This window comes from Ectopseudomonas oleovorans, from assembly GCF_003052605.1.
Taxonomy (GTDB): Bacteria; Pseudomonadota; Gammaproteobacteria; order Pseudomonadales; family Pseudomonadaceae; genus Aquipseudomonas; species Aquipseudomonas oleovorans_A.
In genome coordinates this window covers 47,668-71,933 of the sequence record NZ_QASO01000130.1, presented here as the reverse complement: position 1 = coordinate 71,933, position 24,266 = coordinate 47,668, and the positions used below count along the sequence as shown (strand labels likewise).

23 protein-coding genes are annotated in these 24,266 nt (G+C 64.7%); 10 read left to right on the top strand and 13 right to left on the bottom strand.

Features of this window, described 5'->3' with window-relative positions:
* Window positions 1-23: 23 nt before the first annotated feature.
* The 6 genes from DBO86_RS23585 to DBO86_RS23560 all read right to left on the bottom strand — a co-directional run bounded on the left by DBO86_RS23585 (window position 24) and on the right by DBO86_RS23560 (window position 4,865).
* The gene (locus tag DBO86_RS23585) at window positions 24-692 is read right to left on the bottom strand and encodes a methionine ABC transporter permease (RefSeq protein ID WP_064493588.1); all 669 of its coding nucleotides are present in this window, start codon (window positions 690-692) and stop codon (window positions 24-26) included.
* Entirely contained in the window at window positions 692-1,699 is a 1,008-nt protein-coding gene (locus DBO86_RS23580; RefSeq protein WP_108235016.1) for a methionine ABC transporter ATP-binding protein, read from the bottom strand. Before DBO86_RS23580 ends, DBO86_RS23585 begins: the two co-directional genes overlap by 1 nt.
* Before the next feature lie 172 nt (window positions 1,700-1,871).
* Complete coding sequence (locus tag DBO86_RS23575) at window positions 1,872-2,717, bottom strand: PA5502 family lipoprotein (protein WP_108235015.1); 846 nt, start codon at window positions 2,715-2,717, stop codon at window positions 1,872-1,874.
* A gap of 89 nt (window positions 2,718-2,806) precedes the next feature.
* Window positions 2,807-3,595, bottom strand: coding sequence for a zinc ABC transporter permease subunit ZnuB (gene znuB / locus DBO86_RS23570; RefSeq protein WP_108235014.1), 789 nt, complete (start codon window positions 3,593-3,595; stop codon window positions 2,807-2,809).
* Complete coding sequence (znuC, locus tag DBO86_RS23565; protein ID WP_084341962.1) at window positions 3,595-4,383, bottom strand: zinc ABC transporter ATP-binding protein ZnuC; 789 nt, start codon at window positions 4,381-4,383, stop codon at window positions 3,595-3,597. Before znuC ends, znuB begins: the two co-directional genes overlap by 1 nt.
* The gene (locus DBO86_RS23560) at window positions 4,380-4,865 is read right to left on the bottom strand and encodes a Fur family transcriptional regulator (protein WP_074855791.1); all 486 of its coding nucleotides are present in this window, start codon (window positions 4,863-4,865) and stop codon (window positions 4,380-4,382) included. Before DBO86_RS23560 ends, znuC begins: the two co-directional genes overlap by 4 nt.
* A 66-nt stretch (window positions 4,866-4,931) precedes the next feature.
* On the opposite strand from DBO86_RS23560, the gene znuA reads away from it, so the two are divergent.
* Window positions 4,932-5,870 carry a zinc ABC transporter substrate-binding protein ZnuA gene (znuA, locus tag DBO86_RS23555; RefSeq protein ID WP_108235013.1) on the top strand — a complete coding sequence of 313 codons (939 nt, stop codon included), beginning with the start codon at window positions 4,932-4,934 and terminating at the stop codon, window positions 5,868-5,870.
* A gap of 213 nt (window positions 5,871-6,083) precedes the next feature.
* Window positions 6,084-7,325, top strand: coding sequence for an MFS transporter (locus DBO86_RS23550; RefSeq protein ID WP_084341960.1), 1,242 nt, complete (start codon window positions 6,084-6,086; stop codon window positions 7,323-7,325).
* 14 nt (window positions 7,326-7,339) lie between these two features.
* On the opposite strand, the gene zwf is transcribed toward DBO86_RS23550, so the two are convergent.
* Complete coding sequence (zwf, locus tag DBO86_RS23545; RefSeq protein WP_425266820.1) at window positions 7,340-8,764, bottom strand: glucose-6-phosphate dehydrogenase; 1,425 nt, start codon at window positions 8,762-8,764, stop codon at window positions 7,340-7,342.
* Window positions 8,765-9,032: 268 nt separating this feature from the next.
* Between zwf and hexR the strand changes: the two genes are divergently transcribed.
* The 4 genes from hexR to DBO86_RS23525 all read left to right on the top strand — a co-directional run bounded on the left by hexR (window position 9,033) and on the right by DBO86_RS23525 (window position 13,130).
* Entirely contained in the window at window positions 9,033-9,899 is an 867-nt protein-coding gene (gene hexR / locus DBO86_RS23540) for a transcriptional regulator HexR (protein ID WP_003464720.1), read from the top strand.
* Window positions 9,900-9,995: 96 nt separating this feature from the next.
* Window positions 9,996-10,208 carry a PA3496 family putative envelope integrity protein gene (locus DBO86_RS23535; RefSeq protein ID WP_003464717.1) on the top strand — a complete coding sequence of 71 codons (213 nt, stop codon included), beginning with the start codon at window positions 9,996-9,998 and terminating at the stop codon, window positions 10,206-10,208.
* Window positions 10,209-10,419: 211 nt separating this feature from the next.
* Window positions 10,420-10,878, top strand: a complete 459-nt coding sequence (locus DBO86_RS23530) for a (2Fe-2S)-binding protein (RefSeq protein ID WP_003464715.1) — start codon at window positions 10,420-10,422, stop codon at window positions 10,876-10,878.
* A gap of 14 nt (window positions 10,879-10,892) precedes the next feature.
* Complete coding sequence (locus DBO86_RS23525; RefSeq protein WP_108235011.1) at window positions 10,893-13,130, top strand: xanthine dehydrogenase family protein molybdopterin-binding subunit; 2,238 nt, start codon at window positions 10,893-10,895, stop codon at window positions 13,128-13,130.
* A gap of 269 nt (window positions 13,131-13,399) precedes the next feature.
* On the opposite strand, the gene DBO86_RS23520 is transcribed toward DBO86_RS23525, so the two are convergent.
* Together DBO86_RS23520 and DBO86_RS23515 are read right to left on the bottom strand one after the other, a co-directional pair.
* Window positions 13,400-14,587, bottom strand: coding sequence for an XdhC family protein (locus DBO86_RS23520; RefSeq protein ID WP_108235010.1), 1,188 nt, complete (start codon window positions 14,585-14,587; stop codon window positions 13,400-13,402).
* A 71-nt stretch (window positions 14,588-14,658) separates the two neighbouring features.
* Window positions 14,659-15,633, bottom strand: coding sequence for a LysR family transcriptional regulator (locus tag DBO86_RS23515; RefSeq protein ID WP_108235009.1), 975 nt, complete (start codon window positions 15,631-15,633; stop codon window positions 14,659-14,661).
* Window positions 15,634-15,787: 154 nt separating this feature from the next.
* On the opposite strand from DBO86_RS23515, the gene DBO86_RS23510 reads away from it, so the two are divergent.
* The 4 genes from DBO86_RS23510 (at window position 15,788) to DBO86_RS23495 (ending at window position 20,857) form a co-directional block, all read left to right on the top strand.
* Window positions 15,788-17,203, top strand: coding sequence for an acetyl-CoA carboxylase biotin carboxylase subunit (locus DBO86_RS23510; protein ID WP_108235096.1), 1,416 nt, complete (start codon window positions 15,788-15,790; stop codon window positions 17,201-17,203).
* 8 nt (window positions 17,204-17,211) lie between these two features.
* Window positions 17,212-19,023 carry a sodium-extruding oxaloacetate decarboxylase subunit alpha gene (gene oadA, locus DBO86_RS23505; protein ID WP_108235008.1) on the top strand — a complete coding sequence of 604 codons (1,812 nt, stop codon included), beginning with the start codon at window positions 17,212-17,214 and terminating at the stop codon, window positions 19,021-19,023.
* 588 nt (window positions 19,024-19,611) lie between these two features.
* Window positions 19,612-20,553 (top strand): sodium-dependent bicarbonate transport family permease, encoded by a 942-nt coding sequence (locus DBO86_RS23500; protein WP_108235007.1) that lies wholly within the window; start codon window positions 19,612-19,614, stop codon window positions 20,551-20,553.
* Window position 20,554: 1 nt separating this feature from the next.
* Entirely contained in the window at window positions 20,555-20,857 is a 303-nt protein-coding gene (locus DBO86_RS23495; protein WP_017676155.1) for a P-II family nitrogen regulator, read from the top strand.
* 121 nt (window positions 20,858-20,978) lie between these two features.
* On the opposite strand, the gene DBO86_RS23490 is transcribed toward DBO86_RS23495, so the two are convergent.
* The 4 genes from DBO86_RS23490 to DBO86_RS23475 all read right to left on the bottom strand — a co-directional run bounded on the left by DBO86_RS23490 (window position 20,979) and on the right by DBO86_RS23475 (window position 24,198).
* Window positions 20,979-21,707 carry a carbonic anhydrase gene (locus DBO86_RS23490; protein ID WP_003464702.1) on the bottom strand — a complete coding sequence of 243 codons (729 nt, stop codon included), beginning with the start codon at window positions 21,705-21,707 and terminating at the stop codon, window positions 20,979-20,981.
* A 34-nt stretch (window positions 21,708-21,741) separates the two neighbouring features.
* Entirely contained in the window at window positions 21,742-22,035 is a 294-nt protein-coding gene (locus DBO86_RS27385) for a carbohydrate kinase family protein (RefSeq protein ID WP_423387752.1), read from the bottom strand.
* A 38-nt stretch (window positions 22,036-22,073) separates the two neighbouring features.
* Entirely contained in the window at window positions 22,074-23,135 is a 1,062-nt protein-coding gene (locus tag DBO86_RS23480; protein WP_108235006.1) for a PA0069 family radical SAM protein, read from the bottom strand.
* A gap of 76 nt (window positions 23,136-23,211) precedes the next feature.
* The gene (locus DBO86_RS23475) at window positions 23,212-24,198 is read right to left on the bottom strand and encodes a bile acid:sodium symporter family protein (protein WP_108235005.1); all 987 of its coding nucleotides are present in this window, start codon (window positions 24,196-24,198) and stop codon (window positions 23,212-23,214) included.
* Between the last annotated feature and the right edge of the window lie 68 nt (window positions 24,199-24,266).

Below are 24,266 nucleotides of genomic sequence, written 5' to 3'. Positions count from 1 at the left end.
GGGTGACGAGTCGCCGCTTTTCATCATTTACGGGAAAAATGCACCACGAGGCGATCACCGACCATCTGCAGCACCTGTACCAGGATCAGCAGCAGGATCACGGTCACCGCCATCACGTCCGGCTGGTAGCGCTGGTAGCCGTAGCGCACGGCCAGGTCGCCGAGGCCGCCGCCGCCGATCAGGCCGCTCATGGCGGTGTAGGACACCAGGGTAATCGCGGTGACGGTGGTGGCCGCGAGCAGGCCGGGCAACGCCTCGGGCAGCAGCGCGCGGGTGATGATCTGCCAGGTGGTGGCGCCCATCGCCTGGGTCGCCTCGATGATGCCGCGCTCGACTTCGCGCAGGGCGGTTTCCACCAGCCGTGCGAAGAACGGCGTGGCGCCCACCACCAATGGCGGGATGGCGCCGGCGACGCCCAGCGAAGTGCCGACCAGCAGCTCGGTGAAGGGAATCATCAGGATCAGCAGGATGACGAAGGGCACCGAGCGCAGGATGTTCACCACCAGCGACAGTGCGCCGTACAGCGCCGACTGCTCGAACAGCTGGCGCGGGCCGGTGAGGAACAGCAGCACGCCGAGCGGCAGGCCGAGCAGCACGGTGAACAGCATCGAGCCGAGCAGCATGTTCAGGGTGTCGAGGCTGGCCTGCCAGATTTCCGGCCAGAACACGTTGGGCAGCAGTTGTTCGAGCATCAGCGCAGTACCTCCAGATGCACGTCGGCGGCTGCGAAGCGCGCCAGCGCGGCGTCGATGTCGCCACCGGTCAGGGCCAGGGTGAGCTGGCCGTAGGGGATGTCCTTGATGCGGTCGATGCGCCCGGCGAGGATGCTGTAGTCCACCCCGGTTTCGCGGGCCACGGTGCCCAGCAGCGGCGCATAGGTGGCGTCGCCCTGGAAGGTCAGGCGCAGGATGCGGCCTTCGACATGGGCGAAGTCGTCGCGCTGTTCGGCTTCGTCGACGTGCTCGGACTCCTGCACGAAACGTCGTGTGGTCGGGTGTTGCGGGTGCAGGAACACCTCGGCCACCGGGCCCTCTTCGACGATGACGCCGGCATCCATCACCGCCACGCGGTCGCAGACGCGGCGGATCACGTCCATCTCGTGGGTGATCAGCACGATGGTCAGGCCCAGTTCGCGGTTGATCTCGGCCAGCAGCTGCAGCACGGCGGTGGTGGTCTGCGGGTCGAGGGCGCTGGTGGCCTCATCGCACAGCAGGATCTTCGGTCGCGTGCTCAGCGCACGGGCGATGCCGACACGCTGTTTCTGCCCGCCGGAGAGCTGCGCAGGGTATTTGTTGGCGTGATCCTGCAGGCCGACGCGGGCCAGCAGCTCGGCGACGCGGGCGTCGATTTCGGCACGGCTCAGTTCGCCGGCCAGGCGCAGCGGCATGGCGATGTTGTCGGCCACGGTCTTCGACGACAGCAGGTTGAAGTGCTGGAAGATCATCCCGACCTGCTGGCGGAAGCGGCGCAGACCATTGGCATCGAGGGCAGTGACGTCGACGCCGTCGATCTCGATGCGCCCGCCGGAGGGTTCCTCCAGGCGGTTGATCAGGCGCAGCAGGGTGCTCTTGCCGGCGCCGGAATGGCCGATGATGCCGAACACCTGGCCGCTGCCGACCTGCAGCGTGGTGGGCTGCAGTGCCGGAATCTCGCGGCCTGCGACGCGGTAGGCCTTGTGGACGGATTGAAACTGGATCACGCGAACGACCTTTTGGGTATGTTCAAGGGTGGGCCCCCAGGTGGAAGGGGCCGGCCTTCGGGCGCCGGGTGGGGCGCAAAAGGGCGCTAGTTTACCCGGCGGTGTTTAGGCCGAGAAAATCTTTGTTGGCCTATGGTTATTACAAAATGGCATTACCGATAAGCGACAGACATCAGTTGCGCTTTGGGCTCAACAGCAGGCGCGGTACCTGTTGTGGCGCGATCTTCTGGCTCAACTGCGGACGGAAGCTCGGGTCGAGCTTCTTGATCCGCGCCGAGAGCAGCGCCGCGACCCAGGGGTAATCCTTGGCCTCGCGCACTTCGATGCGCACCGCACAGCGAAAGGTCACCACGTCGGCGGCGACGCCGTCGAGCAGGCGGCGCAGGTTTTCGTTGTCCTGGCTGTCCAGCATAGGCAACGCCACGACGCTGGTGGCGGCGCTTGGGTCGATCAGACGTGCTTTAGGTGTGCTCTCGACCACGGGGGCCGGCTGGCTCGCCGCTGCCTGAGCCGTTGCTACCTTGGCTGCAGCCTGGTGCTCACTGGCCAGGCGCTGCTGACGCAGTTGTTCCTGGCGCTCGGCATCGAGCTTGGCGGCAGCATCGCGCGCCTGTTGTTCGGCGGCCGTCTGGCGTGCCGTGCGTGCGCTGTCGATGGCCTGGTTGAGGTCGTGACTCAGAGCCGGCGCCTGTGGCATCAGGCTGCGGGCCTGGCCCAAGGACTGCGCGGCGCGATCCAGGTCGCCCTGCTGCAGTGCTTCGCGGCCCTGTTCCATATAGGCCTCGGCCAGCTGGCGCTGGTACTGCTCCAGGCGTGTGTCGCGGCTGGCGCGTTGCTGCAGCGCGCTGAGCTGGCTGCGCGCATCGTCGAGACGCTCTTCGGCCAGGCTCAGGTCGAGCTGGCGGAAGGCGATGACCAGATCATCGACCGGCGGCACGCTGTGCTGCTGGGTGTTCTGGCAACCGGCCAGAAGTAGAACCAGAATAAGCGGAAGACCACGAAAAGCGAACGACTTCATAACTACGCGTCTCGAATTGTGCAAAAAACGCGCAATCATACAGGTTCGTACCGCTGATTTCATCTTGATCGGCTACGCAGAGCGCGCCATCAGCTGTTGCGCTTGGGCAGCGCAAAGCTGGCCAGGAACAACGCAGCAGCGCTGACTACGATGGACGGCCCGGCTGGTGTGTCCTGATACCAAGACAGCGCCAGGCCGCAACACACCGCCAGCAGGCCGAGCAAGCTGGCGCCGACGGCCATCTGTTCCGGCGTGCGTGCGTGGCGCTGGGCGGCGGCGGCGGGGATGATTAGCAGGGAAGTGATCAGCAGCACGCCGACGATCTTCATCGCCACGGCGATTACCACAGCGATCAGCAGCATCAGCGCCAGGCGAATCGCGGCCACCGGCAGGCCTTCGACCCGCGCCAGTTCCTCGTGCACGGTGATCGCCAGCAGTGGCCGCCACAGCCAGGCCAGCACTGCCAGCACCAGCGCGCTGCCACCCATGATCCAGGCCAGATCGGTAGGGCTGACGGCGAGCAGGTCGCCGAACAGGTAGCTCATCAGGTCGATGCGCACGTCATGCATGAAGCTCAGCGCCACCAGGCCCAGTGACAGGGTGCTGTGGGCGAGGATACCCAGCAGGGTGTCGGAGGCCAGTGGCTGGCGCTGCTGCAGGGTCACCAGCAGCACGGCGAGCAGCACGCAGCCGACGGTCACGGTGAGGGTCGGGCTGACGTCGAGCAGCAGGCCCAGCGCCACGCCGAGCAGGGCCGCGTGGGACAGCGTGTCGCCAAAATAGGCCATGCGCCGCCAGACCACGAAGGAGCCGAGCGGGCCGGCTACCAGGGCCAGCGCCAGGCCGGCGAGCAGGGCGTTGAGGAGGAAATCGGGCATCAGTGTTTGCAACCAGGGCCGTGAACATGAGCCGGGCCGTGGATGGTCAGGCCGGGCTTGACCACGCCGCCATGCAGGTCGTGATCGTGGTCATGATGGTGGTGGTAGACGGCCAGGCTCTTGGCGTCCTGGCCGAACAGTTCGATAAAGGCCGGGTCGCCGCTGACCTGCTCCGGGTGCCCCGAGCAGCACACATGGCGGTTGAGGCAGACCACCTGATCGGTGGCGCTCATCACCAGGTGCAGATCGTGCGAGACCATCAGCACGCCGCAGCCATGGCGCTCGCGCAGTCGCGAGATCAGCCGATACAGCTCGGCCTGGCCGGCGACGTCGACGCCTTGTACCGGCTCGTCGAGCACCAGCAACTGCGGCTCGCGCAGCAGGGCGCGGGCCAGCAGTACGCGCTGCATCTCGCCACCGGAAATGCTCTGCAGCGGGCTGTCGATCACCTGCTCGGCACCGACCTCGGCCAGTGCTGCCAGAGCGCGCTTGCGATCCACCCCAGGCACCAGGCGCAGGAAACGCAGCACCGAGAGCGGCAGGGTCGCGTCGACGTGGAGTTTTTGCGGCATGTAGCCGATGCGCAGGCGCGGCGCTCGGCGCACGTTGCCGCTGTCGGGTTGGAGCAAGCCGAGTACCACGCGCACCAGGGTGGTCTTGCCGGCGCCGTTGGGGCCGATCAGGGTGACGATCTCGCCGGGCTGTACGCTGAGCTGCACGTTATCCAGCACCGGCTGGCCGTTGAAGCTGACAGCGACGCCGTCGAGGCGGATTAGCGCGTCGCTCATGCCGTGCCCTTGCAGCCGGCGCACAGGCCGACGACTTCCACGGTCTGACCCTCGACGACGAAGCCGACGCCGGCTGCACTGTCGACGATGGCCTGACTGATGGTGGCTTGTTCCAGTTCGGTCGCCGCATGGCACGCTCGGCAGATTAGGAACTGGCCCTGATGCGGGTGCTCGGGATGGCTGCAGCCGACGAAGGCGTTAAGTGATGCGATGCGGTGTACCAGGCCGTTTTCCAGCAGGAAATCCAGTGCGCGGTACACCGTGGGCGGCGCCGCGCGGCGACCGTCTTCATCGCTCAATACGCCGAGGATGTCATAGGCGCCGAGTGGCTTGTGACTGGCCCAGACCAGTTCCAGCACGCGTTTGCGCAGAGCAGTCAGGCGCAGGCCCTGGCGCGCGCAGATGGCTTCGGCCTCGGCCAGGGCATGGCTGACGCAGCGAGAGTGGTCATGAGGGCGTGCAGCCAGGGGTGTGTCGGTCATGGGCAAGGACGCAGCGAGTGAGAGACGTTATTATATTACCTGTTCAATGCCATTCGAGTATGCCCCGTGTTGCGTCTTTTCTGTCTCTTTACCCTGCTTTTCGTCGCCAGCGCCCAAGCCGAGGTGCGTGTGCTGACCAGTATCAAGCCGCTGCAACTGATCGCCGCGGCTGTGCAGGACGGCGTTGGCGAACCCGAGGTGCTGCTGCCGCCCGGTGCCTCGCCGCACCACTATGCGTTGCGCCCGTCCGACGTACGGCGTGTGCGTGATGCTGACCTGCTGTACTGGATCGGCCCGGACATGGAAGCCTTCCTGCCGCGCGTGCTGGGTAGCCGTGAAAAGCCCCAGGTAGCCGTGCAGGACCTGCCCGGTATGACCCTGCGTCATTTCGGCGAGAGTCATGAGGAAGACGATCACGACGATCATGATCACGAGCACGCACATGCTGGCGACGACCTGGGCCACGATCACGACCACCGCCCGGGTAGCCTGGATGCTCATTTGTGGTTGGCAGCAGACAACGCCAAGGTCATCGCCGCACGCATGGCGGCAGACCTGGCCAAGCTGGATACCGCCAATGCCGGGCGTTACGCCGCCAACCTGAAAGCCTTCGAAGCTCGTCTGGATGTGCTCGATGGCCGTATTCGCCCGCAACTGGCCGCCTTGCAAGGCAAGCCGTACTTCGTTTTCCACGAGGCCTTCGACTATTTCGAGGCTGCCTACGGCCTCAAGCACGCCGGCGTGTTCAGCGTGCTGACCGAGGTACAACCGGGTGCGCGGCATGTCGCTGCCATGCGCGAGCGCCTGCAGCAGGCTGGCCCGAGCTGCGTATTCAGCGAACCGCCGCTGCGCCCGCGTCTGGCTGAAACCCTGACCGCAGGCTTGCCGGTGAAACTGGCGGAACTGGATGCCTTGGGCGGCGCCTTGCCGGTCGACGCCAGCGGTTACGAGCAACTGCTGGAGAATCTGGCTGGCGGCCTGAGCGAGTGCCTGAATAGCCTGTAGGACACGCATTGGAGAGTCCAGCGGCAGGCCCTGTGTAGGAGCGAATTCATTCGCGATTGAAGCGCCCCGGATTGCATCCAGACCGCGGGCTGGCCAGGCTTTTGTGGGAGGGGCTTCAGCCGCGACTCGCCGCGCTACGAACTGTAACCACCGCCTCGTTGCCGCCCGCATGCGCAAACCACTAGGCTTGCGCTTTTGCCGCGAGCGCCCGTCATGTCGCCCACTGCACCTCGCCCGTCCAACGCCACGCTGGTGCTGCTGGCCTCGCTCTATTGTGCTCAGGGTTTGCCATCCGGTCTGATCGCCCACTCGCTACCGGTGCTGTTGCGCCAGCATGGCGTCGACCTGGCGCTGATCGGTCTGCTCAAACTATTGGCGCTGCCCTGGCTGCTCAAGGTGTTGTGGGCACCCTGGATCGATCGTCTGGCCTCACCCCGACTTGGCCATCACCGTGGCTGGATCCTGCCGCTGCAAAGCGGCGTCATCGCCTGTGTCGCGGCACTGGCGCTGCTCGCTCCGCAGACGCTGTTCGGCTCCGGCCTGTGGTTGTTGCTTGGTTTGCTGCTGCTGATCAACCTGCTGGCCTCGACCCAGGACATCGCCACCGACGGGCTCACCGTACGCTTGCTGCCCGAACGCTGGCGTGGCCTGGGCAATAGCCTGCAGGTGGGCGGCTACAAGGTTGGCATGATCGTCAGCGGCAGCGGCCTGTTGCTGGTGATCGACCCGTTGGGCTGGAACCTGGCTGTGGGGCTGGTGGCCGGCCTGATCCTGCTGATGACCGTACCGATCTGGCTGTTTCCCGAGCGCCGCGTGTTGCCGTTCCAGCCCGCTCTGGCTGAAAACGCCCTCGGCCCGCGCCTGCTACTGGATCACTACCGTGGCCTGTTGGCGCAACCCGGCATGCTGCTGTGGCTGGCTGTGGTACTGACCTTCAAATTGGGCGACTCGCTCGGCTCGCCGATGATCAAGCCGATGCTGGTGGATCAGGGCTGGAGCACGGGCGCGCTTGGCCAACTGACCCTGATCAGCAGCCTGGCCGGCATCGGCGGCGCCTTGCTCGGCGGCCTGCTCTACGCGCGCATCGGCGTGCTGCGTGCGCTGATCCTGTTCGGCGCCCTGCAAGCGATCGGTATCGCCGCCCTGGCTTTACTGGTGGGGCAGGGCGCCAATACCGGGTTGGTCTATGCCGTGACGCTGTTCGAGCAGGTGGCCGACGGCATGTCTACCGTCGCCCTGTTCGCCGCGATGATGCGCATGTGTCGCCCCGAACACGAAGGCGCCGACTTCACCCTGCAGGCCTCGGCGCAGTTACTGCTGTCCGGCTTCGTCGGGGCCAGCAGCGGGGTGCTGGCCAAGGCGTTGGGGTATGAGGGGTTGTTCGTCGGAGCGGGGGTGTTGGGGATGCTTGTGCTGGTGGTCGTGCTGCTGCATGGGCGCCGCAAGCCCGCCTGAGTAATCAGGGCGGATCACTCCGCCCAATGCCGGCCGTGACGCTCCAGCAGGTGTTGCAGTTGTTCCGGCCCATCGCTGCCGGCCGGGTAGGGGCGCGGGCTCTGGTAGTGCTGGTGCCAGCCCTGCAGGATCGGGTCGACCCATTGCCAGGCCGCCTCCACTTCGTCGCGGCGCATGAACAGCGTCGAGTCGCCTTCGATCACGTCGAGCAGTAGGCGCTCGTAAGCATCCCAGCGACGTTGCTGGTTGAAGGCATTGGCCAGATTGAGGTCCAGCTCCACCGGTTTCAGGTGCATGCCCTTGCCGGGGTTCTTGGCCATCAGTTGCAGGCTGATGCGCTCTTCCGGTTGCAGGCGGATCAGCAACTGGTTGGCTTCGCCATCGTTGAACAGGCGGTGCGGCACGGGCTTGAACTGAATCAGAATCTCCGAGGCCTTCTTCGCCAGGCGTTTGCCGGTGCGCAGGTAGAAGGGCACGCCGGCCCAGCGCCAGTTGTCGATCTCAACCTGCACGGCGGCGAAGGTCTCGGTATCACTGTCGTTGTCGACGTTCTTCTCGAAGTAGTAGGCGGGCACGTCGTGGCCGCCGATCTTGCCGGCGGTGTACTGGCCGCGCACGGTCTTGTCCTGCACGTCGAGGCCGGAGATGGGTTTCAGCGCTTCGAGGATCTTCACCTTTTCGTTGCGCACCGCGTCGGCGTCGAAGCGCACCGGCGCCTCCATGGCCACCAGGCAGAGCAGTTGCAGCAGGTGATTCTGGATCATGTCGCGCATGGCGCCGGCCTTGTCGTAGTAGCCGCCGCGGTTTTCCACGCCCAGGGTTTCGCACACGCTGATCTGCACGTGATCGATGTGCCCAGCGCGCCACACCGGCTCGAACAGGGCGTTGGCGAAGCGCAGCGCCATCAGGTTCTGCACGGTTTCCTTGCCCAGATAATGGTCGATGCGAAACACCCGCGCCTCGTCGAACACGGCGCCGATGGCGGCGTTGATCGCGCGGGCCGATTCCAGCGAGTGGCCGATGGGTTTTTCCAGCACGATGCGCGCGGCAGGACCAGCCAGGCCGGCGTTGGCCAGGTGCGCTGCGATGGCTTCGAACAGACTCGGTGCGGTGGCCAGGTAATAGACCCGTACGCGCTCGTCATCACGCCCCAGGCGCTTGGCCAGGCGGCCGAAATCGGCGCTTTGCGCCGCATCCATGGCGAAGTAGTCGAGGCGTGCGGCGAAGCTGGCCCAGGTCTCGTTGGCAAAATCGGCGCGCGCCACCTGAGCGCGGCAGTGACGCTCGGCCAGGGCCTGGTAGGCCTCGCGGGTGTGGCTGCTGCGGGCCAGGGCGAGGATGCGCACATCAGCGTGCAGGCGTCCTTCGCGATGCAGGTGATAAAGCGCTGGCAGCAGTTTATGCAGGGCCAGATCGCCCGTACCACCGAAGACCAGCATGTCGCAGGGGATGCTCAAGGGAAGACTCCGACTCGTTATGGCAGGCCGTTGCAAGCTACCTGCGTTTGCAGCAAAGAGGCAGTGAAAAGATCGGCTGCGCCCCTTTGCCGGAACGTTCGTTCAGCGAATTGGCAGTGGCTTGGCTGTGCGCGAGCGCGAGCTATGTAGTATAACTACAAGGTCACTACAACCGCCGCCCGCCGATCATAACCGAGCTATGACCCGCCGAGTGCCGCGGTAGACCCTTTTCTGCATAGAGCCTATCTCAGTGAATCTGTTGCAACACATCGCCCAGTCGCGCCACCTGCTGCGCAAGTCCGAGCTCAAGGTGGCCGATCACGTCTTGCTCGATCCTGCATCGGTGATGCACAGCTCCATGGCCGAACTGGCGCACAGCGTCGGCATCAGCGAGCCGACCATCGTGCGCTTCTGCCGCGCCATCGGTTGCAGTGGCTTCCAGGACCTCAAGCTGAAGCTGGCGCAGAGTCTGGCTGCCGGGGCCAGCTTCGGTCAGTTCGCGATTCACGAGGATGACTCGGTCGCCGACTTTAGCCTGAAGATCTTCGACACCACCCTGCATACGCTGATGGAGGTGCGCGAGAAGCTCGACCCCGAGGCGCTGCAGCGCGCCATCGCCGCCTGCTCCAACGCGCAGCGCGTGGAGTTCTATGGTTTCGGTGCATCCGGCGCGGTGGCTGCCGACGCTCAGCACAAGTTCTTCCGCCTGCTGCTCAACGCCGCGGCCTATTCCGACCCGCACATGCAGGCGATGAGTGCGGTGACCCTGCAGCCGGGCGACGTGGCGGTGTGCATCTCTCAGTCCGGCCGTTCCAAGGACCTGCTGATCACCGCCAACCTGGTGCGTGAGTCCGGCGCCAGCCTGATCACCCTGTGCCCTAGCCAGACGCCACTGGCGGAGCTGTCGACCGTCAACCTGGCCATCGACGTGCAGGAAGACACCGAAATCTACACCCCGCTGACCTCGCGTATCGCCCACCTAGTGGTGATCGATGTGCTGGCCATGGGCGTGGCCATGGCGCGCGGGCCGAGCCTGGTCAACCACCTCAAGAGCGTCAAGCGCAGTCTGCGCAGTCTGCGTCTGTCGCCGAAATCGCTGCGTAACAGCGAGGATTGAGAGAACGGGTTCATCGCCTGTTCATCTTCACGCCGTCAAAGCGTCATCTCCTCGGGCGAAGCTGGGTACTCCAGTCCTCGTTCCGGGAGAACCGAGATGCCTCGTATCTTCGATGACGCGCAACTGCACGACCAACCTGACGCCAAGACCCGGCGCAAACTGCAAGACCAGCGCCGCATGGCCTATCGCCGGGCCATCGAGCACTATGCCGAGCAGTGCCAGCTGCAACGCGAGCTTGCCGACTTCCCCGAGCTGCTTTCCGCCAGCTACCTTCAGCACGGCGAACCTGATTCGCGCCGCGCCGCCTGACTTTCTTGTTGCCCTGCCTGCGGGCAGGGCAGTGAGCTTGCCCGATTCTACGAACTTATTGCCCGGTTCTGCCGATCTCTGTGGTCGGCGGCGACAGGTGCTTTTGTGCCCACTACAGTGATGACCTGGCCCCCTGTGTGCGGGGTTGACCGTGACCACCGGCAAGCCATGCCGGAACCATCAGACACCATCAGAACAAGGTGGGTAGACCATGATTACCCTGAATCTCAATGGCAAGGACCATGAGTTGGACGTGGCCGATGACATGCCGCTGCTCTGGGCGTTGCGCGACGTCGCCAATCTCACCGGCACCAAGTACGGCTGTGGCATGGCCTTGTGCGGCGCCTGCACGGTGAACGTCGAAGGCCAGCCGACCCGCTCTTGCGTCACCCCGGTATCGGCGGTGGTCGGCAAGCGCATCAGCACCATCGAGGCGGTCGGCGAAGACGCCGTGGGCAAGGTGGTTCAGGACGCCTGGCGCCAGCTCGACGTGGTGCAGTGTGGCTACTGCCAGTCCGGGCAGATCATGGCGGCGACGGCGCTGCTGAACAGCAACAAGGCGCCGAGCGATGCCGATATCGACGCGGCCATGAGCAGCAACATCTGCCGCTGCGCCACCTATGTGCGGATTCGCGCCGCCATTCACGAAGCTGCCGGCAAACTGACCTGAGGAGGCGCATAGACATGGGCAAGATCGAAACCCCCGATAGCGCGACTCGCGGCATCCTCAATGTCAGCCGTCGCACCCTGCTCAAGGGCGCAGGTGGCCTGGCGCTGGGCATCTTCTTCGCGCCGCTGATGCGCGGTATGGATGCGCTGGCGGCAGGTGGCCCGCTGGAACCGAATGCCTTCGTGCGCATCGACCTCGATGGCACGGTGACCGTTCTGGCCAAACACCTGGAAATGGGCCAGGGCAGCTACACCGGCCTGGCCACCCTGCTCGCCGAAGAGCTGGATGCCGACTGGGACAAGGTACGCGTCGAAGGCGCGCCGGCCGATGTGAAACGCTACAACAATCTCGCCTTCGGCCCCATGCAGGGCACTGGCGGCAGCACCGCCATGGCCAACTCTTGGGAGCAGATGCGCAATGCCGGTGCGACCGCCAAGGCCATGCTGGTGGCGGCTGCCGCGCAGCGTTGGAGCGTGCCGGTAAGTGAAATCAGCGTCGACAAGGGCGTGGTCAGTCACGCCGGTTCAGGTCGCAGTGCCGGCTTCGGTGATCTGGTCGAGGCGGCGGCATCACTGCCGGTGCCGGAGCAGGTGCAACTCAAGGACCCCAAGGACTTCAAGCTGATCGGCAAGCTCGAGCTGCGCCGCAAGGACAGCACCGACAAGACCGATGGCAGCGCCATCTTCACCCAGGACTTCAAGCTGCCCGGCATGCTGGTGGCCATGGTTGCTTATCCGCCACGCTTCGGCGGCGTGCCGCGCTCGGTCGACAGCAGCAAGGCCAAGGCCGTGCGTGACGTGGTCGAGGTGGTGGAGTTTCGCGATCTGCCCCACGGTCGTTCGGGCGTCGCCGTGTTGGCGAAGAACACCTGGGCGGCGCGCCAGGGCCGCGATGCGCTGGTGATCGAGTGGGACGAGAGCCAGGCCTTCACCCTGGGCAGCGAGGAAATTCTCGCGCAATACCGCGACGATGCGGGCAAGCCAGGCCTGCCGGCCACGAGCAAGGGCGATACCGATGCGGCGTTGGCCCAGGCGGCGAAAACCGTCGAGGCCGACTACGAGTTTCCTTATCTGGCGCACGCGGCGATGGAGCCGATGAACTGCCTGGTGAAACTCTCCAGCGACCGCTGCGAAATCTGGAACGGCGAGCAGTTTCAGACCGTCGACCAAACCATCATCAGCGGCTACCTGGGCCTGACGCCCGAGCAGGTGTCGCTGACCCAGCTGTATGCCGGCGGCAGCTTTGGTCGCCGCGCCAGTTCGGTGTCGGACTACCTGCTGGAGGCGGTGGCGATTACCAAGGCCGCGCGTGACAAGGGCGTGGACGCGCCGGTGAAGATGGTATGGACGCGTGAGGACGATACTCGTGGCGGTTATTTCCGGCCGCTGTACCTGCACCGCGTGCGCATCGGCCTGGACCAGGCCGGCAAGCTGCAGGCCTGGCACAACCGTATCGTTGGGCAGTCGATCATGACCGGTACCTCGATGGAGCCCTTCATGATCAAGGAAGGCATCGACCATACCTCGGTCGAGGGTCTCGCCAACCTGTCCTATGCGGTGCGCAACCTGCAGGTGGAGCTGAGCACGCCGAGCAATATCAAGGTGCCGGTGCTGTGGTGGCGTTCGGTCGGTCATACCCACACCGGTTACGTCGCCGAAACCATGATCGATGAGGCCGCCGTCGCTGCAGGGCAGGATCCTTACGCCTTCCGTCATGCGTTGCTGGAAAGTCATCCGCGTCACCGCGGTGCGCTGGAGCTGGCCGCCAAGCAGGCCGGCTGGGACAAGCCACTGGCGGCGGGTGCCGAGGGCGAGAAGCGCGGGCGTGGCATTGCCGTGCACGAGTCGTTCGGCTCGTTCGTGGCCCAGGTCGCCGAAGTCACGGTGAAGGCCGATGGCAGCTACCGTCTGGATCGCGTGGTGTGCGCCGTGGACTGTGGCATCGCGATCAATCCGGATGTGATCAAGGCGCAGATGGAAGGCGGCATTGGCTTCGCCCTGGCGGCTGCTCGGCACAGCGCAATCACCCTGAAGGAAGGGCGGGTCGAGCAATCGAACTTCCACGACTTCCAGGTGCTGCGCATGAACGAGATGCCCAAGGTCGAGGTGCATATCGTGCCGTCGGCGGCGAATCCTACCGGTGTCGGTGAGCCGGGCGTGCCACCGCTGGCGCCGGCCCTGGCCAACGCCCTGTTCGCGGCCACTGGCGTGCGCTTGCGCAAGCTGCCATTCCCGGCGCAGATCAAGGCCTGACGTCCGATACTGGAAACACGAACGCCCGGGGTAATCCCGGGCGTTCGTGTTTATGGGGCAGCTGGGGGCGTTTGCGGCCAAAGCCCTGCCACAGAATTGCGCCAGGGGTAGATCTGAGGTCTCTCGCGGTATCGCTCTTCGTAGGAGCCGCTATAGCGGCGAGCCAGGTGATCGCGGCTGAAGCCGCTCCTACGGAGATGGCGGGCAAGTAGCCGTAGGGTGGGCTTTAGCCCACCCTACGAGTCTGTGGCCTCGATGCAATCCGGGGATCAGGATGCACTTAGCCTGGTCGCCGGCACGATCTCGCTGCAGTCCAGTGGTGTTGGCGTGTGGATCGCCGCCTGGCGATGCTTGAGCATGCCGCCTGCACGGAGGTTAATGGCGGCGGTCATCTCGGCGAGAATCGCCGTGGCCACGCTCTCCGGCGTATCGCCGCCGATGTCCAGGCCGATCGGGTAGTGCAGGCACTCCAACGCCGGCAAGTGCGGGCTGTGTTGGCGGATCTCGTCCAGTAGCCGTTCGGTGCGATCGCGTGGCCCCAGTTGGCCGATATAGGCCGGCGTGCCCTGCAGCACGCTGCCCAGCCAGTGGCGATCCTGGCTGTAGCTGTGGCTCATGATCGCCACCATGGCGCCGTCGGTGAGCGTGTGCAGGTCGTAGGGTGGGCGTGCATCGACCTGCAGCACCGTATCTGCGTCGGGAAAGCGCTCGGCGCGGGCGAAATGGGCGCGGCCATCGACCACGCTGACGTGCCAGTCCAGCAGTTTGGCCATATGCGTCAGCGGCTGTGCATCATGCCCGGCGCCGAAGATCACCAGGCGCCGCTGTGGCGCCAGGTATTCGCAGAACACCTCGATCTCGCCACGCTCATCACGGTAGCTGCGCAGCGAGGAGCGGCCATCGGTCAGGGTTCGTTGCAGATCGGCGCGAACCTCGGCGTCGAGTGCGGAATCGAGTAGGCGGCTGCCGTCGCTCAGTGATGGATGCAGATACAGACGCTCGCCCACGCGTACACGGGCGTTGCGATAGCTGCCGATCACCGTGGCGACCGCCCCGGCCTGGCCGCTTTCACGCACCTTGCGCAGCAACTCGAGCACCGCCAGCGGCTTTTCCGCGCTGTGGCGTTCGAGCAATACGTGCACGGTGCCGTTGCAGCCAAGGCCGAAGGTCAGTGCGGCGTCCTGATCGTCATCGTCGTCCTGGGTGGCGGTGCTGTAACGGCGGATCACGGCTTCGCCGCTATCAGTCAGCCACCAGGCCTTCTTCGCCACTTCGGACTCCAGGCAACCGCCGCTGATGGTGCCCACGGTGCCGCCGTAGAGCGGGATCAGCATGCGCGCACCGGGGCGGCGGTAGGCCGAGCCTTCGACCTTGACCACGGTGGCGAGCACGGCCTGGCCGTTGTCGCGCTCCAGAGCGCGAAGGGCGCCGAGCAGGGCGCTGATTCCCGACAGCATAGGTTTCTCCCAGGCAGGTTTTGGTGGAGCGATCCCAGGATGCCAATGTCCCGTATATCAGTTAAGAAGGGTTAGGCCGATCCTGCGAGATTCTTGCCCGATCCTGTGTGGCTGGGCTGGAAGCGCTCGGCCAGTTTGACGATCTGCGCGCGCTCGGTGCGGATGAAGTCGACGAAGGCCTGCGCTACCGGGGACAGGCGCCGACCGCGGATATTCACCACGCACCAACTGCGCTGTAAGGGCAGCTCTACCACCGGCAGCTCGCGCAGCAGGCCGTGTTGCAGCTCCAGACGCACGGCATGGCGTGGGAGCAGGGCAATGCCGAGGCCGGCGAGCACCGCCTCGCGCTGCGACTCCAGCGAGCCGATCTCCAGGGTGTTGGGGAAGTGTGCACGTTTCTGGTGGCAGTACTCTTCGCAGGCGCGACGAGTGCCTGAGCCGCTTTCGCGAATCAGCAGGGGATAGGCGGTGAGGTCCTGCAACTGCAGGCTGTCCGCCTCGCACAAGGGGTGATCCGGCGGCGCCGCGGCGATGATCGGGTTGTTGAGGAAGGGCATGAAGTCCAACGCCAGATCCTGCGGCACCTGGCTCATGATCATCAGGTCGTCGCGGCTCTGGGTCAGGCGGCGGACCACCAAGGCGTGGTTGACCACGGTAAGGTTGAGGATAACTTCCGGGTAATGGCGGCGAAAATCGGCGAACAGGTGAGGGATGAAATATTTTGCGCTGGACTCCACGCACAGATTGAGTTGCCCCTGGAGCGAGCCCTGCAAGTCCGACAACTGCATGTCCAGGCTTTCCAGGCGGCCGAAAATATCGCTGCTGGCCCGTTTGAGTGCCTCGGCTGCCTCGGTCAGGTAAAGCTTCTTGCCGACATAATCGAACAAGGGCTGACCGACTAGCTCCTCCAACTGACGAATCTGCAGGCTCACGGCCGGTTGCGTCAGTGACATGTCCTCGGCCGCGCGGCTGTAGGAGCCGTGCTCGCACACGGCACGGAATACCTGGAGTTGGCGCAAGGTCATGCGCAGCAGGGTTTTACGCACGGTTTTGTCCTCGTTCGGTCAATTCATAAGTAATTACTTATGCACGATCAAATAATTATTCATTTTTGTTAATTCGTATAGCCGGATAGGGTTTCACCACGTTTGCAACCAACTGTTGCAGCGGCCCTTGCAGCTCTGCGCTGAGGATTGGATCGTGATAAGAAAAATACTGATCGCCAACCGTGGTGAGATTGCCGTCCGCATCGTGCGGGCCTGCGCCGAGATGGGCATCCGCTCGGTGGCGATCTACTCCGACGCGGATCGCCATGCGTTGCACGTCAAGCGTGCCGACGAAGCGCACAGCATTGGTGAAGACCCGCTGGCCGGCTATTTGAACCCGCGCAAGCTGGTCAATCTGGCCGTGGAAACCGGTTGCGATGCGCTGCACCCCGGCTATGGCTTTCTGTCCGAGAACGCCGAACTTGCAGAGATCTGCGCCGAACGTGGGATCAAATTCATAGGGCCGAGCGAAGAAGTCATCCGTCGCATGGGCGACAAGACCGAAGCGCGTCGCAGCATGATCAAGGCCGGTGTGCCGGTCACCCCCGGTACTGAAGGCAACGTCGCCGACCTGGCCGAGGCCCTGCGCGAGGCCGAGCGCATCGGTTACCCGGTGATGCTCAAGGCCACCTCCGGTGGCGGCGGTCGCGGCATTCGCCGTTGCAACAGCCGCGAGGAACTGGAGCAGGCCTACCCGCGCGTGATCTCCGAGGCGACCAAGGCCTTCGGCAGCGCGGAAGTCTTCCTGGAAAAGTGCATCGTCAATCCCAAGCATATCGAGGCGCAGATTCTTGCCGACAGCTTCGGTAATACCGTGCACCTGTACGAGCGCGACTGTTCGATCCAGCGCCGCAACCAGAAACTCATCGAGATCGCCCCCAGCCCGCAGCTCACCCCCGAGCAGCGCGCCTATATCGGTGACCTTGCCGTGCGTGCGGCGCAGGCCGTGGGCTACGAGAACGCCGGTACCGTGGAGTTCCTGCTCGCCGAAGGCGAGGTGTACTTCATGGAGATGAACACCCGGGTGCAGGTGGAGCACACCATCACCGAGGAAATCACCGGCATCGACATCGTTCGTGAGCAGATCCGCATCGCCAGCGGTCTGCCGCTGTCGGTCAAGCAGGAAGACATCATCCACCGCGGTTATGCCCTGCAATTCCGTATCAACGCCGAGGACCCGAAGAACAACTTCCTGCCCTCGTTCGGCAAGATCACCCGTTACTACGCGCCCGGCGGGCCCGGCGTGCGCACCGACACGGCGATCTACACCGGCTACACCATTCCACCCTATTACGACTCGATGTGCCTGAAGCTGATCGTCTGGGCGCTGACCTGGGAAGAGGCGATGGACCGCGGCCTGCGTGCGCTGGACGACATGCGCGTGCAGGGCGTGCGCACCACCGCGCCCTACTACCAGGAAATCCTGCGTAATCCGGAATTCCGTAGCGGCCAGTTCAATACCAGCTTCGTCGAAAGCCACCCGGAACTGACCCAATACTCGATCAAGCGCAACCCGTCGCACCTGGCCATCGCCATCGCCACCGCCATCGCTGCCCACGCGGGCCTGTAGGGGACATCATGAGCAAGAAGATCACCGTTACCGATACCGTCCTGCGCGATGCCCACCAGTCGCTGCTGGCCACCCGCATGCGCACCGAGGACATGCTGCCGATCTGCGACAAGCTCGACCGCGTCGGCTACTGGTCGCTGGAAGTCTGGGGTGGCGCCACCTTCGACGCGTGCGTGCGCTTTCTCAAGGAAGACCCCTGGGAGCGCCTGCGCCAGCTCAAGGCCGCGCTGCCCAACACCCGCCTGCAGATGCTCCTGCGCGGGCAGAACCTGCTCGGCTACCGCCACTACAGCGATGACGTGGTCAAGGCGTTCGTGGCCAAGGCCGCGGTCAACGGCATCGACGTGTTCCGCATCTTCGACGCGATGAACGACGTGCGTAACCTGCGCGTGGCCATCGAGGCAGTGAAGGCTGCCGGCAAGCACGCCCAGGGCACCATCGCCTACACCACCAGCCCGGTGCACACCACCGAGGCCTTCGTTGCCCAGGCCAAGGCCATGCAGGCGATGGGTATCGACTCCATCGCGATCAAGGACATGGCCGGTCTGCTCACGCCTTACGCCACCTTCGCGCTGGTCAAGGCACTGAAGAGCGAAGTCGACCTGCCAGTATTCATCCACAGCCACGACACGGCTGGTCTCGGCTCGATGTGCCAGCTCAAGGCCATCGAAGCCGGCGCCGATCACATCGACACCGCCATCTCCAGCCTGGCCTGGGGCACCAGCCATCCGGGTACCGAGTCGATGGTCGCTGCGCTCAAGGGCAGCGAGTTCGACACCGGCCTCGACCTTGCGCTGATCCAGGAAATCGGCATGTACTTCCACGCCGTGCGCAAGAAGTATCACCAGTTCGAGAGCGAGTTCACCGGCGTGGATACCCGCGTGCAGGTCAACCAGGTGCCGGGCGGGATGATTTCCAACCTGGCCAACCAGCTCAAGGAGCAGGGCGCGCTGAACCGCATGAACGAAGTGCTGGAAGAGATTCCGCGCGTGCGTGCCGACCTCGGCTTCCCGCCGCTGGTGACCCCGACTTCGCAGATCGTCGGCACTCAGGCGTTCTTCAACGTGCTGGCCGGCGAGCGCTACAAGACCATCACCAACGAGGTGAAGCTGTACCTGCAAGGTCGCTACGGCAAGGCGCCGGGCAAGGTCGACGAGCAACTGCGCAAGCAGGCCATCGGCAGCGAAGAAGTGATCGACGTGCGCCCGGCCGACCTGCTCAAGCCCGAGCTGGCGCGCCTGCGTGAAGAGATCGGCAGCCTGGCCAAGTCCGAAGAGGACGTGCTGACCTTCGCCATGTTCCCCGATATCGGGCGCAAGTTCCTCGAAGAGCGCGCGGCCGGCACCCTCAAGCCGGAAGAGCTGCTGCCCATGCCGAACGGTCAGGGCAAGGCCGCGCCAGTCGGCGGTGAAGGCGTGCCGACCGAGTTCGTGGTCGACGTGCACGGCGAAAGCTACCGCGTGGACATCACCGGTGTCGGCGTCAAGGGCGACGGCAAGCGCCACTTCTACCTGTCCATCGACGGCATGCCGGAAGAAGTGGTGTTCGAGGCGCTCAATGAATATGTCGCAGGCGCCGCTGGCAAGCGCAAGCAGGCCGGTGCACCGGGCGACGTGTCCACCACCATGCCGGGCAACATCGTCGATGTGCTGGTCAAGGAAGGTGACACGGTCAAGGCTGGTCAGGCGGTGCTGATCACCGAAGCGATGAAGATGGAAACCGAAGTGCAGGCGCCGATTGCCGGTACCGTCAAGGCCGTTCACGTGGCCAAGGGCGACCGCGTCAATCCGGGCGAAGTACTGGTGGAAATCGAAGGTTAACCTCTATGGAGCCCGGCCTGTTGGATGGGCAAGTTTGACGGGGCGTAACCCGGGCTCCTTTTTTATTCAGCGCCAGGGCGCAGGTTTGTCCCGGGGGCCGCAAGGCTAATGCTGATCAGATAAGTTCGTCACCACCCCCTCCTACTTGCAGTAGAGGGGGGCGCTTTTCGTAGGAGCCAGCTTGCTGGCGATGCTTTTTATGGCGGATCGCCGGCAAGCCGGCTCCTACAAAGATCGAGTGCAACGGCTTAACTGACTGGCATTAGCCGCAAGGCTCCTTTTTTTGCACGGCACATCCATGTGCTTCACCCCCTTCGGTGGCCTCGTGCAAAACGCTAACGGCGTCTTTGCGACTCGCCAGCGCGGGGGCCAAGCCTGGCGTGCCGGCTAAGCTTTCCGGTCATGCCCCGGCGCTTCGCCTTCGTGGCGAGGCAAAACAGGGCGATCAGCACCGCCTTGTGCCGGGGCATGGCCCTTTCCTTTGGTTGGGTAGCCGTCCGGGTAGGGTGCGCCGTGCGCACCGGGGCGCTTGGTGAACAGTGACAGGTGCGCACGGCGCACCCTGAGACGCAGGGGAGGTGAACTGAAGTGGGTCTGGATCCGGTGGTGCTGTTTTTCGTCTTCGGCCTGGTCGCCGGCCTGCTCAAGAGCGAGCTGAAGCTGCCGGCGGCGCTGTACGAGACGCTGTCGATCATCCTCCTGCTGGCCATCGGGCTGCACGGCGGGGTGGAGCTGGCTCAGCAGGCCAGCCTGCAGCTGCTCGGTCAGTCGGCGCTGGTACTGGCGCTCGGCGTGCTGCTGCCGATCCTGGCGTTCATCCTGCTGCGCGGCCTGCGCTTCGACCGCGTCAATGCCGCGGCGGTGGCGGCGCATTATGGTTCGGTCAGCGCCGGTACCTTCGCCGTGGCGGTGGCCTACATGTTGGCCAAGGGCGTCGAGTTCGAAAGCTACATGCCGCTGTTCGTGGCCATCCTGGAGATTCCGGCGATCCTGGTCGGTATCGTCCTGGCCAAGGGCATTTCGCGTGAGACCCACTGGGGCGAGCTGGGCCGCGAGATCTTCCTCGGCAAGAGCATCATGCTGCTGCTCGGCGGCCTGGTGATCGGCGCGATCGCCGGCAAGGAGGCGATCAAGCCGCTGGAGCCGCTGTACACCAGCATGTTCAAGCCGGTGCTGGCGTTCTTCCTGCTGGAGATGGGCCTGATCGCCTCCGGCCAGCTCGGTGCGCTGAAGCAGTTCGGTGTACGCCTGGCGGCCTTCGCCCTGCTGATGCCGCTGTTCGGTGCGCTGATCGGCGCCTTGCTGGCGCGCTTCATGGGCCTGAGCCTGGGCGGCACGGCGATGCTGGCCACGCTCGCGGCCTCGGCGTCCTATATCGCCGTGCCGGCGGCGATGCGCCTGGCCTTGCCCGAGGCCAACCCGTCGCTGTCGCTGACCGCCTCGCTGGGCATCACCTTCCCATTCAATATCCTGATCGGCATACCGCTGTACCTGACGCTGGCCGAACGACTGATCGCCTGGGGGTTCTGAGATGAACGCACATAGCCGCACCCTGCTCACCGTGATCTGCGAGGCGGCGCTGGAGAAGCGCCTGCTGGCCGATCTGGAAGCGCTCGGCGCACCCGGCTGGACCATTTCCGACGCGCGTGGCCGTGGACACCGCGGTGTGCGCAGCGCCGGCTGGGACACCGAAGGCAACATCCGCCTGGAAATCATCTGCAACCGCGAATTGGCGGAGCGCATCGCCGAGCATCTGCAGGTGCGCTATTACGATCACTTCGCCATGGTCTGCTACCTGGCGCAGGTGGAAGTGCTGCGTGGAGAGAAGTTCTAAGGCGCACCAAGGAAGGGGGAGCCGCCTGGGCGATGGAGCTCCAGGAGGAGCATTGCGGCTAAAGCCCCTCCCACGTCCACGGTGCGTTTTGTGGGAGGGGCTTTAGCCGCGAGCCTGCGTATCAGCTCTGTGGAAAACGCGCGCGTGGCGTTGCCATTGGAATTTTGTCGCCATCGAGCGGCAGGAAGCTGCCCAGCTCGGCGTCGTAGGCCTTGATCTGGCTGGTTTCGATGTCATACACCCAGCCATGGATGAACAGTTGGCCGCGCGCCAGCTTGGCTGCCACCGACGGATGGGTGCAGAGGTGGTTGAGCTGCGCCACCACGTTCTCTTCGGTCAGCACGGCCAGGGCTTCCTTGTCGTCGCTGCAGTTGCAGTTCTCTGCCACCACGCTGCGCGCGACCTCGGCATGACGCAGCCAGGCTTTCACCGTGGGCATGGTTTCCAGCGAGGCCGGGTTGAGCACCGCTTTCATCGCGCCGCAGTCGGAGTGGCCGCAAATGACGATGTGTTGCACGCCCAGGGCCATCACCGCGTACTCGATGGCGGTGGAGACGCCGCCCATCATCTGCCCGTAGGCCGGCACCACGTTACCGACGTTGCGGTTGACGAACAGGTCGCCGGGCGAGCTCTGGGTGATCAGCTCCGGCACCACGCGCGAGTCGGCGCAGGTGATGAACATGGCGCGTGGGTTCTGGGCGGTGGCGAGCTTCTTGAACAGCTCTTCCTGCTGCGGGAAGACCTCGTTGCGAAAGCGCTTGAAGCCATCGACGATGCTGTGCAGCGCCTGCTCGGCGGTTTCGTTGCCCTCGTGGGCCTGAAGCGGAATCACCTGATGTTTGTAAGGCATGCCCTGAACCTCTGGGTTGTCTGAAAATACGCTGCTAGAACGACAGTCGCTGCGCTGTGCGAGTCACACGCCAAGTGTCACCTCCAGCGAGCTGAGCGACAACCGGCGGTTTCGGGTAATTCGCCCAGGCGCCTGTTGCCGCGACCTGCCGCAGGTCGCGCTCGGGGTACAGCAGCTGCAGATCCTCTTCGCTGACCTTGATCAGATGCGCGCAGCCGGCGAAGGTCCCGACGCGCTCGCGCCAGTGGGCGATATACGGCGTCGGGCCAAGGCGTACGTTGGGATCGAGGGCGGGTGTTCGCGCTGCACCAGCTGCGGCAGCGTCCATGCCGACCATCGCCAGGGTGGCCGGTGCGCGCCGCCAAGTCAGAGCAGGCTCAATTGCGCACCCGGCGGGCAGAACTGCGAACAGTCCAGCACCACGCTGCCTCGCTGATCCAGGCCGAGCCTGCGCCGCGCCAGGCGAAAACGCTGCTCCAGCAGGTCAGCGAACAGGCCCTCGCCACGCATGCGGCTACCGAAGCGGCTGTCGTAATTCTTGCCGCCACGGCTCTGGCGAATCAGGCTCATCACGTGGGCGGCGCGATCCGGAAAGTGCACCTGTAGCCATTCCTCGAACAACCCGGCGATCTCCAACGGCAGGCGTAGCAGCACGTAACCGGCCGAGCGGGCGCCGGCATCCCGGGCGGCTTCCAGGAGTGCTTCCAGCTCCATGTCGTTGATCTGCTGAATCATCGGCGCGCAGATGGCGCTGACCGGGACACCCGCTTCGTGCAGCGTGCGCATGGCACGCAGGCGCGCCGCTGGGGCGGCAGTGCGCGGCTCCATGATACGTTTGAGTTCGTCATCCAGGGTGGTCAGGCTGAAGGCCACGCTGACCAGGTTGTGCCTGGCCAGCTCGCTGAGCAGATCCAGGTCGCGCAGGATCAGCGAGCCCTTGGTGATGATGTGCAACGGGTGCTTGTAGCGCAGCAGGATTTCCAGGGCCTGGCGGGTCAGGCGCTGTTCGCGCTCGATGGGCTGGTAGGCGTCGGTGTTGATGCCCAGGGCGATTGGTTGCGGCACGTAGCCAGGCTTCTGCAACTGCTCTTCGAGGCGTTCGGCCAGGTTGGTCTTGGCGATCAGGCGGGTTTCGAAGTCGATGCCCGGCGACATGTCCCAGTAAGCGTGAGTCGGCCGGGCGAAGCAGTAGATGCAGCCGTGCTCGCAGCCACGGTAGGGGTTCACCGAACGATCGAAGCCGACGTCCGGTGAGTTATTGCGGGTGATCGCCGTCTTCGCCTGCTCCTTGCGCACTTCGGTGGCGCGACTTGGCGGTGTTTCGTCCTGATACCAGCCGTCGTCTTCCTGCTCCGAACGGGTCGGCGCATAGCGGTTGTGCGGATTGCTGGCGGTGCCACGGCCACGTGGCGGCAGGCTGACGGACATGCTCGGACTCCAAAATATACTGTATAAAAATACAGTTATTTGAAGCCCGGGCAAGTCCTTTCTGTCGCGACTTCAATCAAACGGCCACGATCTGCGGTGCCTCCTCGCGTTTGGCGTAACGCTGTGCCAGCACCGCGCAGACCATCAGCTGGATCTGGTGGAACAGCATCAGCGGCAGGATCAGCACGCCGATGGCGCTGCCGGCGAACAGCACCTGTGCCATCGGCACGCCGGTGGCCAGGCTCTTTTTCGAGCCACAGAAGAGGATGGTGATGCGGTCTTCCAGGCTGAAGCCCAGCCATTTGCCCAGCATGTGGGTCAGCACCAGGGCCAGGGCCAACAACACGCAGCAGGCGGCAATCACCAGCAGCAGAGTGGCCAGCGGTACCTGCTGCCACAGGCCGCCGATCACCGCGGCGCTGAAGGCGGTGTAGACCACCAGCAGGATTGAGCTCTGGTCGACGTATTTCAGCCAGCTCTTGTTCTGGTTGACCCAGCCGCCGATCCAGCGCTGAGCGATCTGGCCGAGAACGAATGGCAGCAGCAACTGCAGGCTGATCTTGCCGATGGCATCGAGGGTCGAGCCGTTGTCGCCGTGCACGCCCATCAGGAAGGCCACCAGCAGCGGAGTGAGGAAGATACCCAGCAGGCTGGAGGCTGCTGCGCTGCAGATCGCCGCCGGGATGTTGCCGCGCGCCAGCGAGGTGAAGGCGATGGCCGATTGCACGGTGGCCGGCAGGGCGCACAGGTAGAGCATGCCCAGATACAGCTCTTTGCCCAGCAGCGGCTCCAGAGCCGGCTTGAGTGCCAGGCCGAGCAGCGGGAAGAGGATGAAGGTGCAGGCGAACACCAGCAGGTGCAGACGCCAGTGCCCGGCACCGGCAAGAATCGCCTGACGCGACAGTTTGGCGCCGTGCATGAAGAACAGCAGGGCGATGGCCAGGTTGGTGATCCACTCGAAGATCGTCGCGACCTGGCCGCTGGCGGGTAGCAGTGTGGCGGCGAGCACAACGGCGAGCAGAGTCAGGGTGAAATTGTCGGGCAGCAGGCGGCGCAGGAACATGGCGAATCTCGGACTTGCGATACAGGAGGGCGCCAGACTATCGTCGTCGAAAATTTCCGGCTAACGCT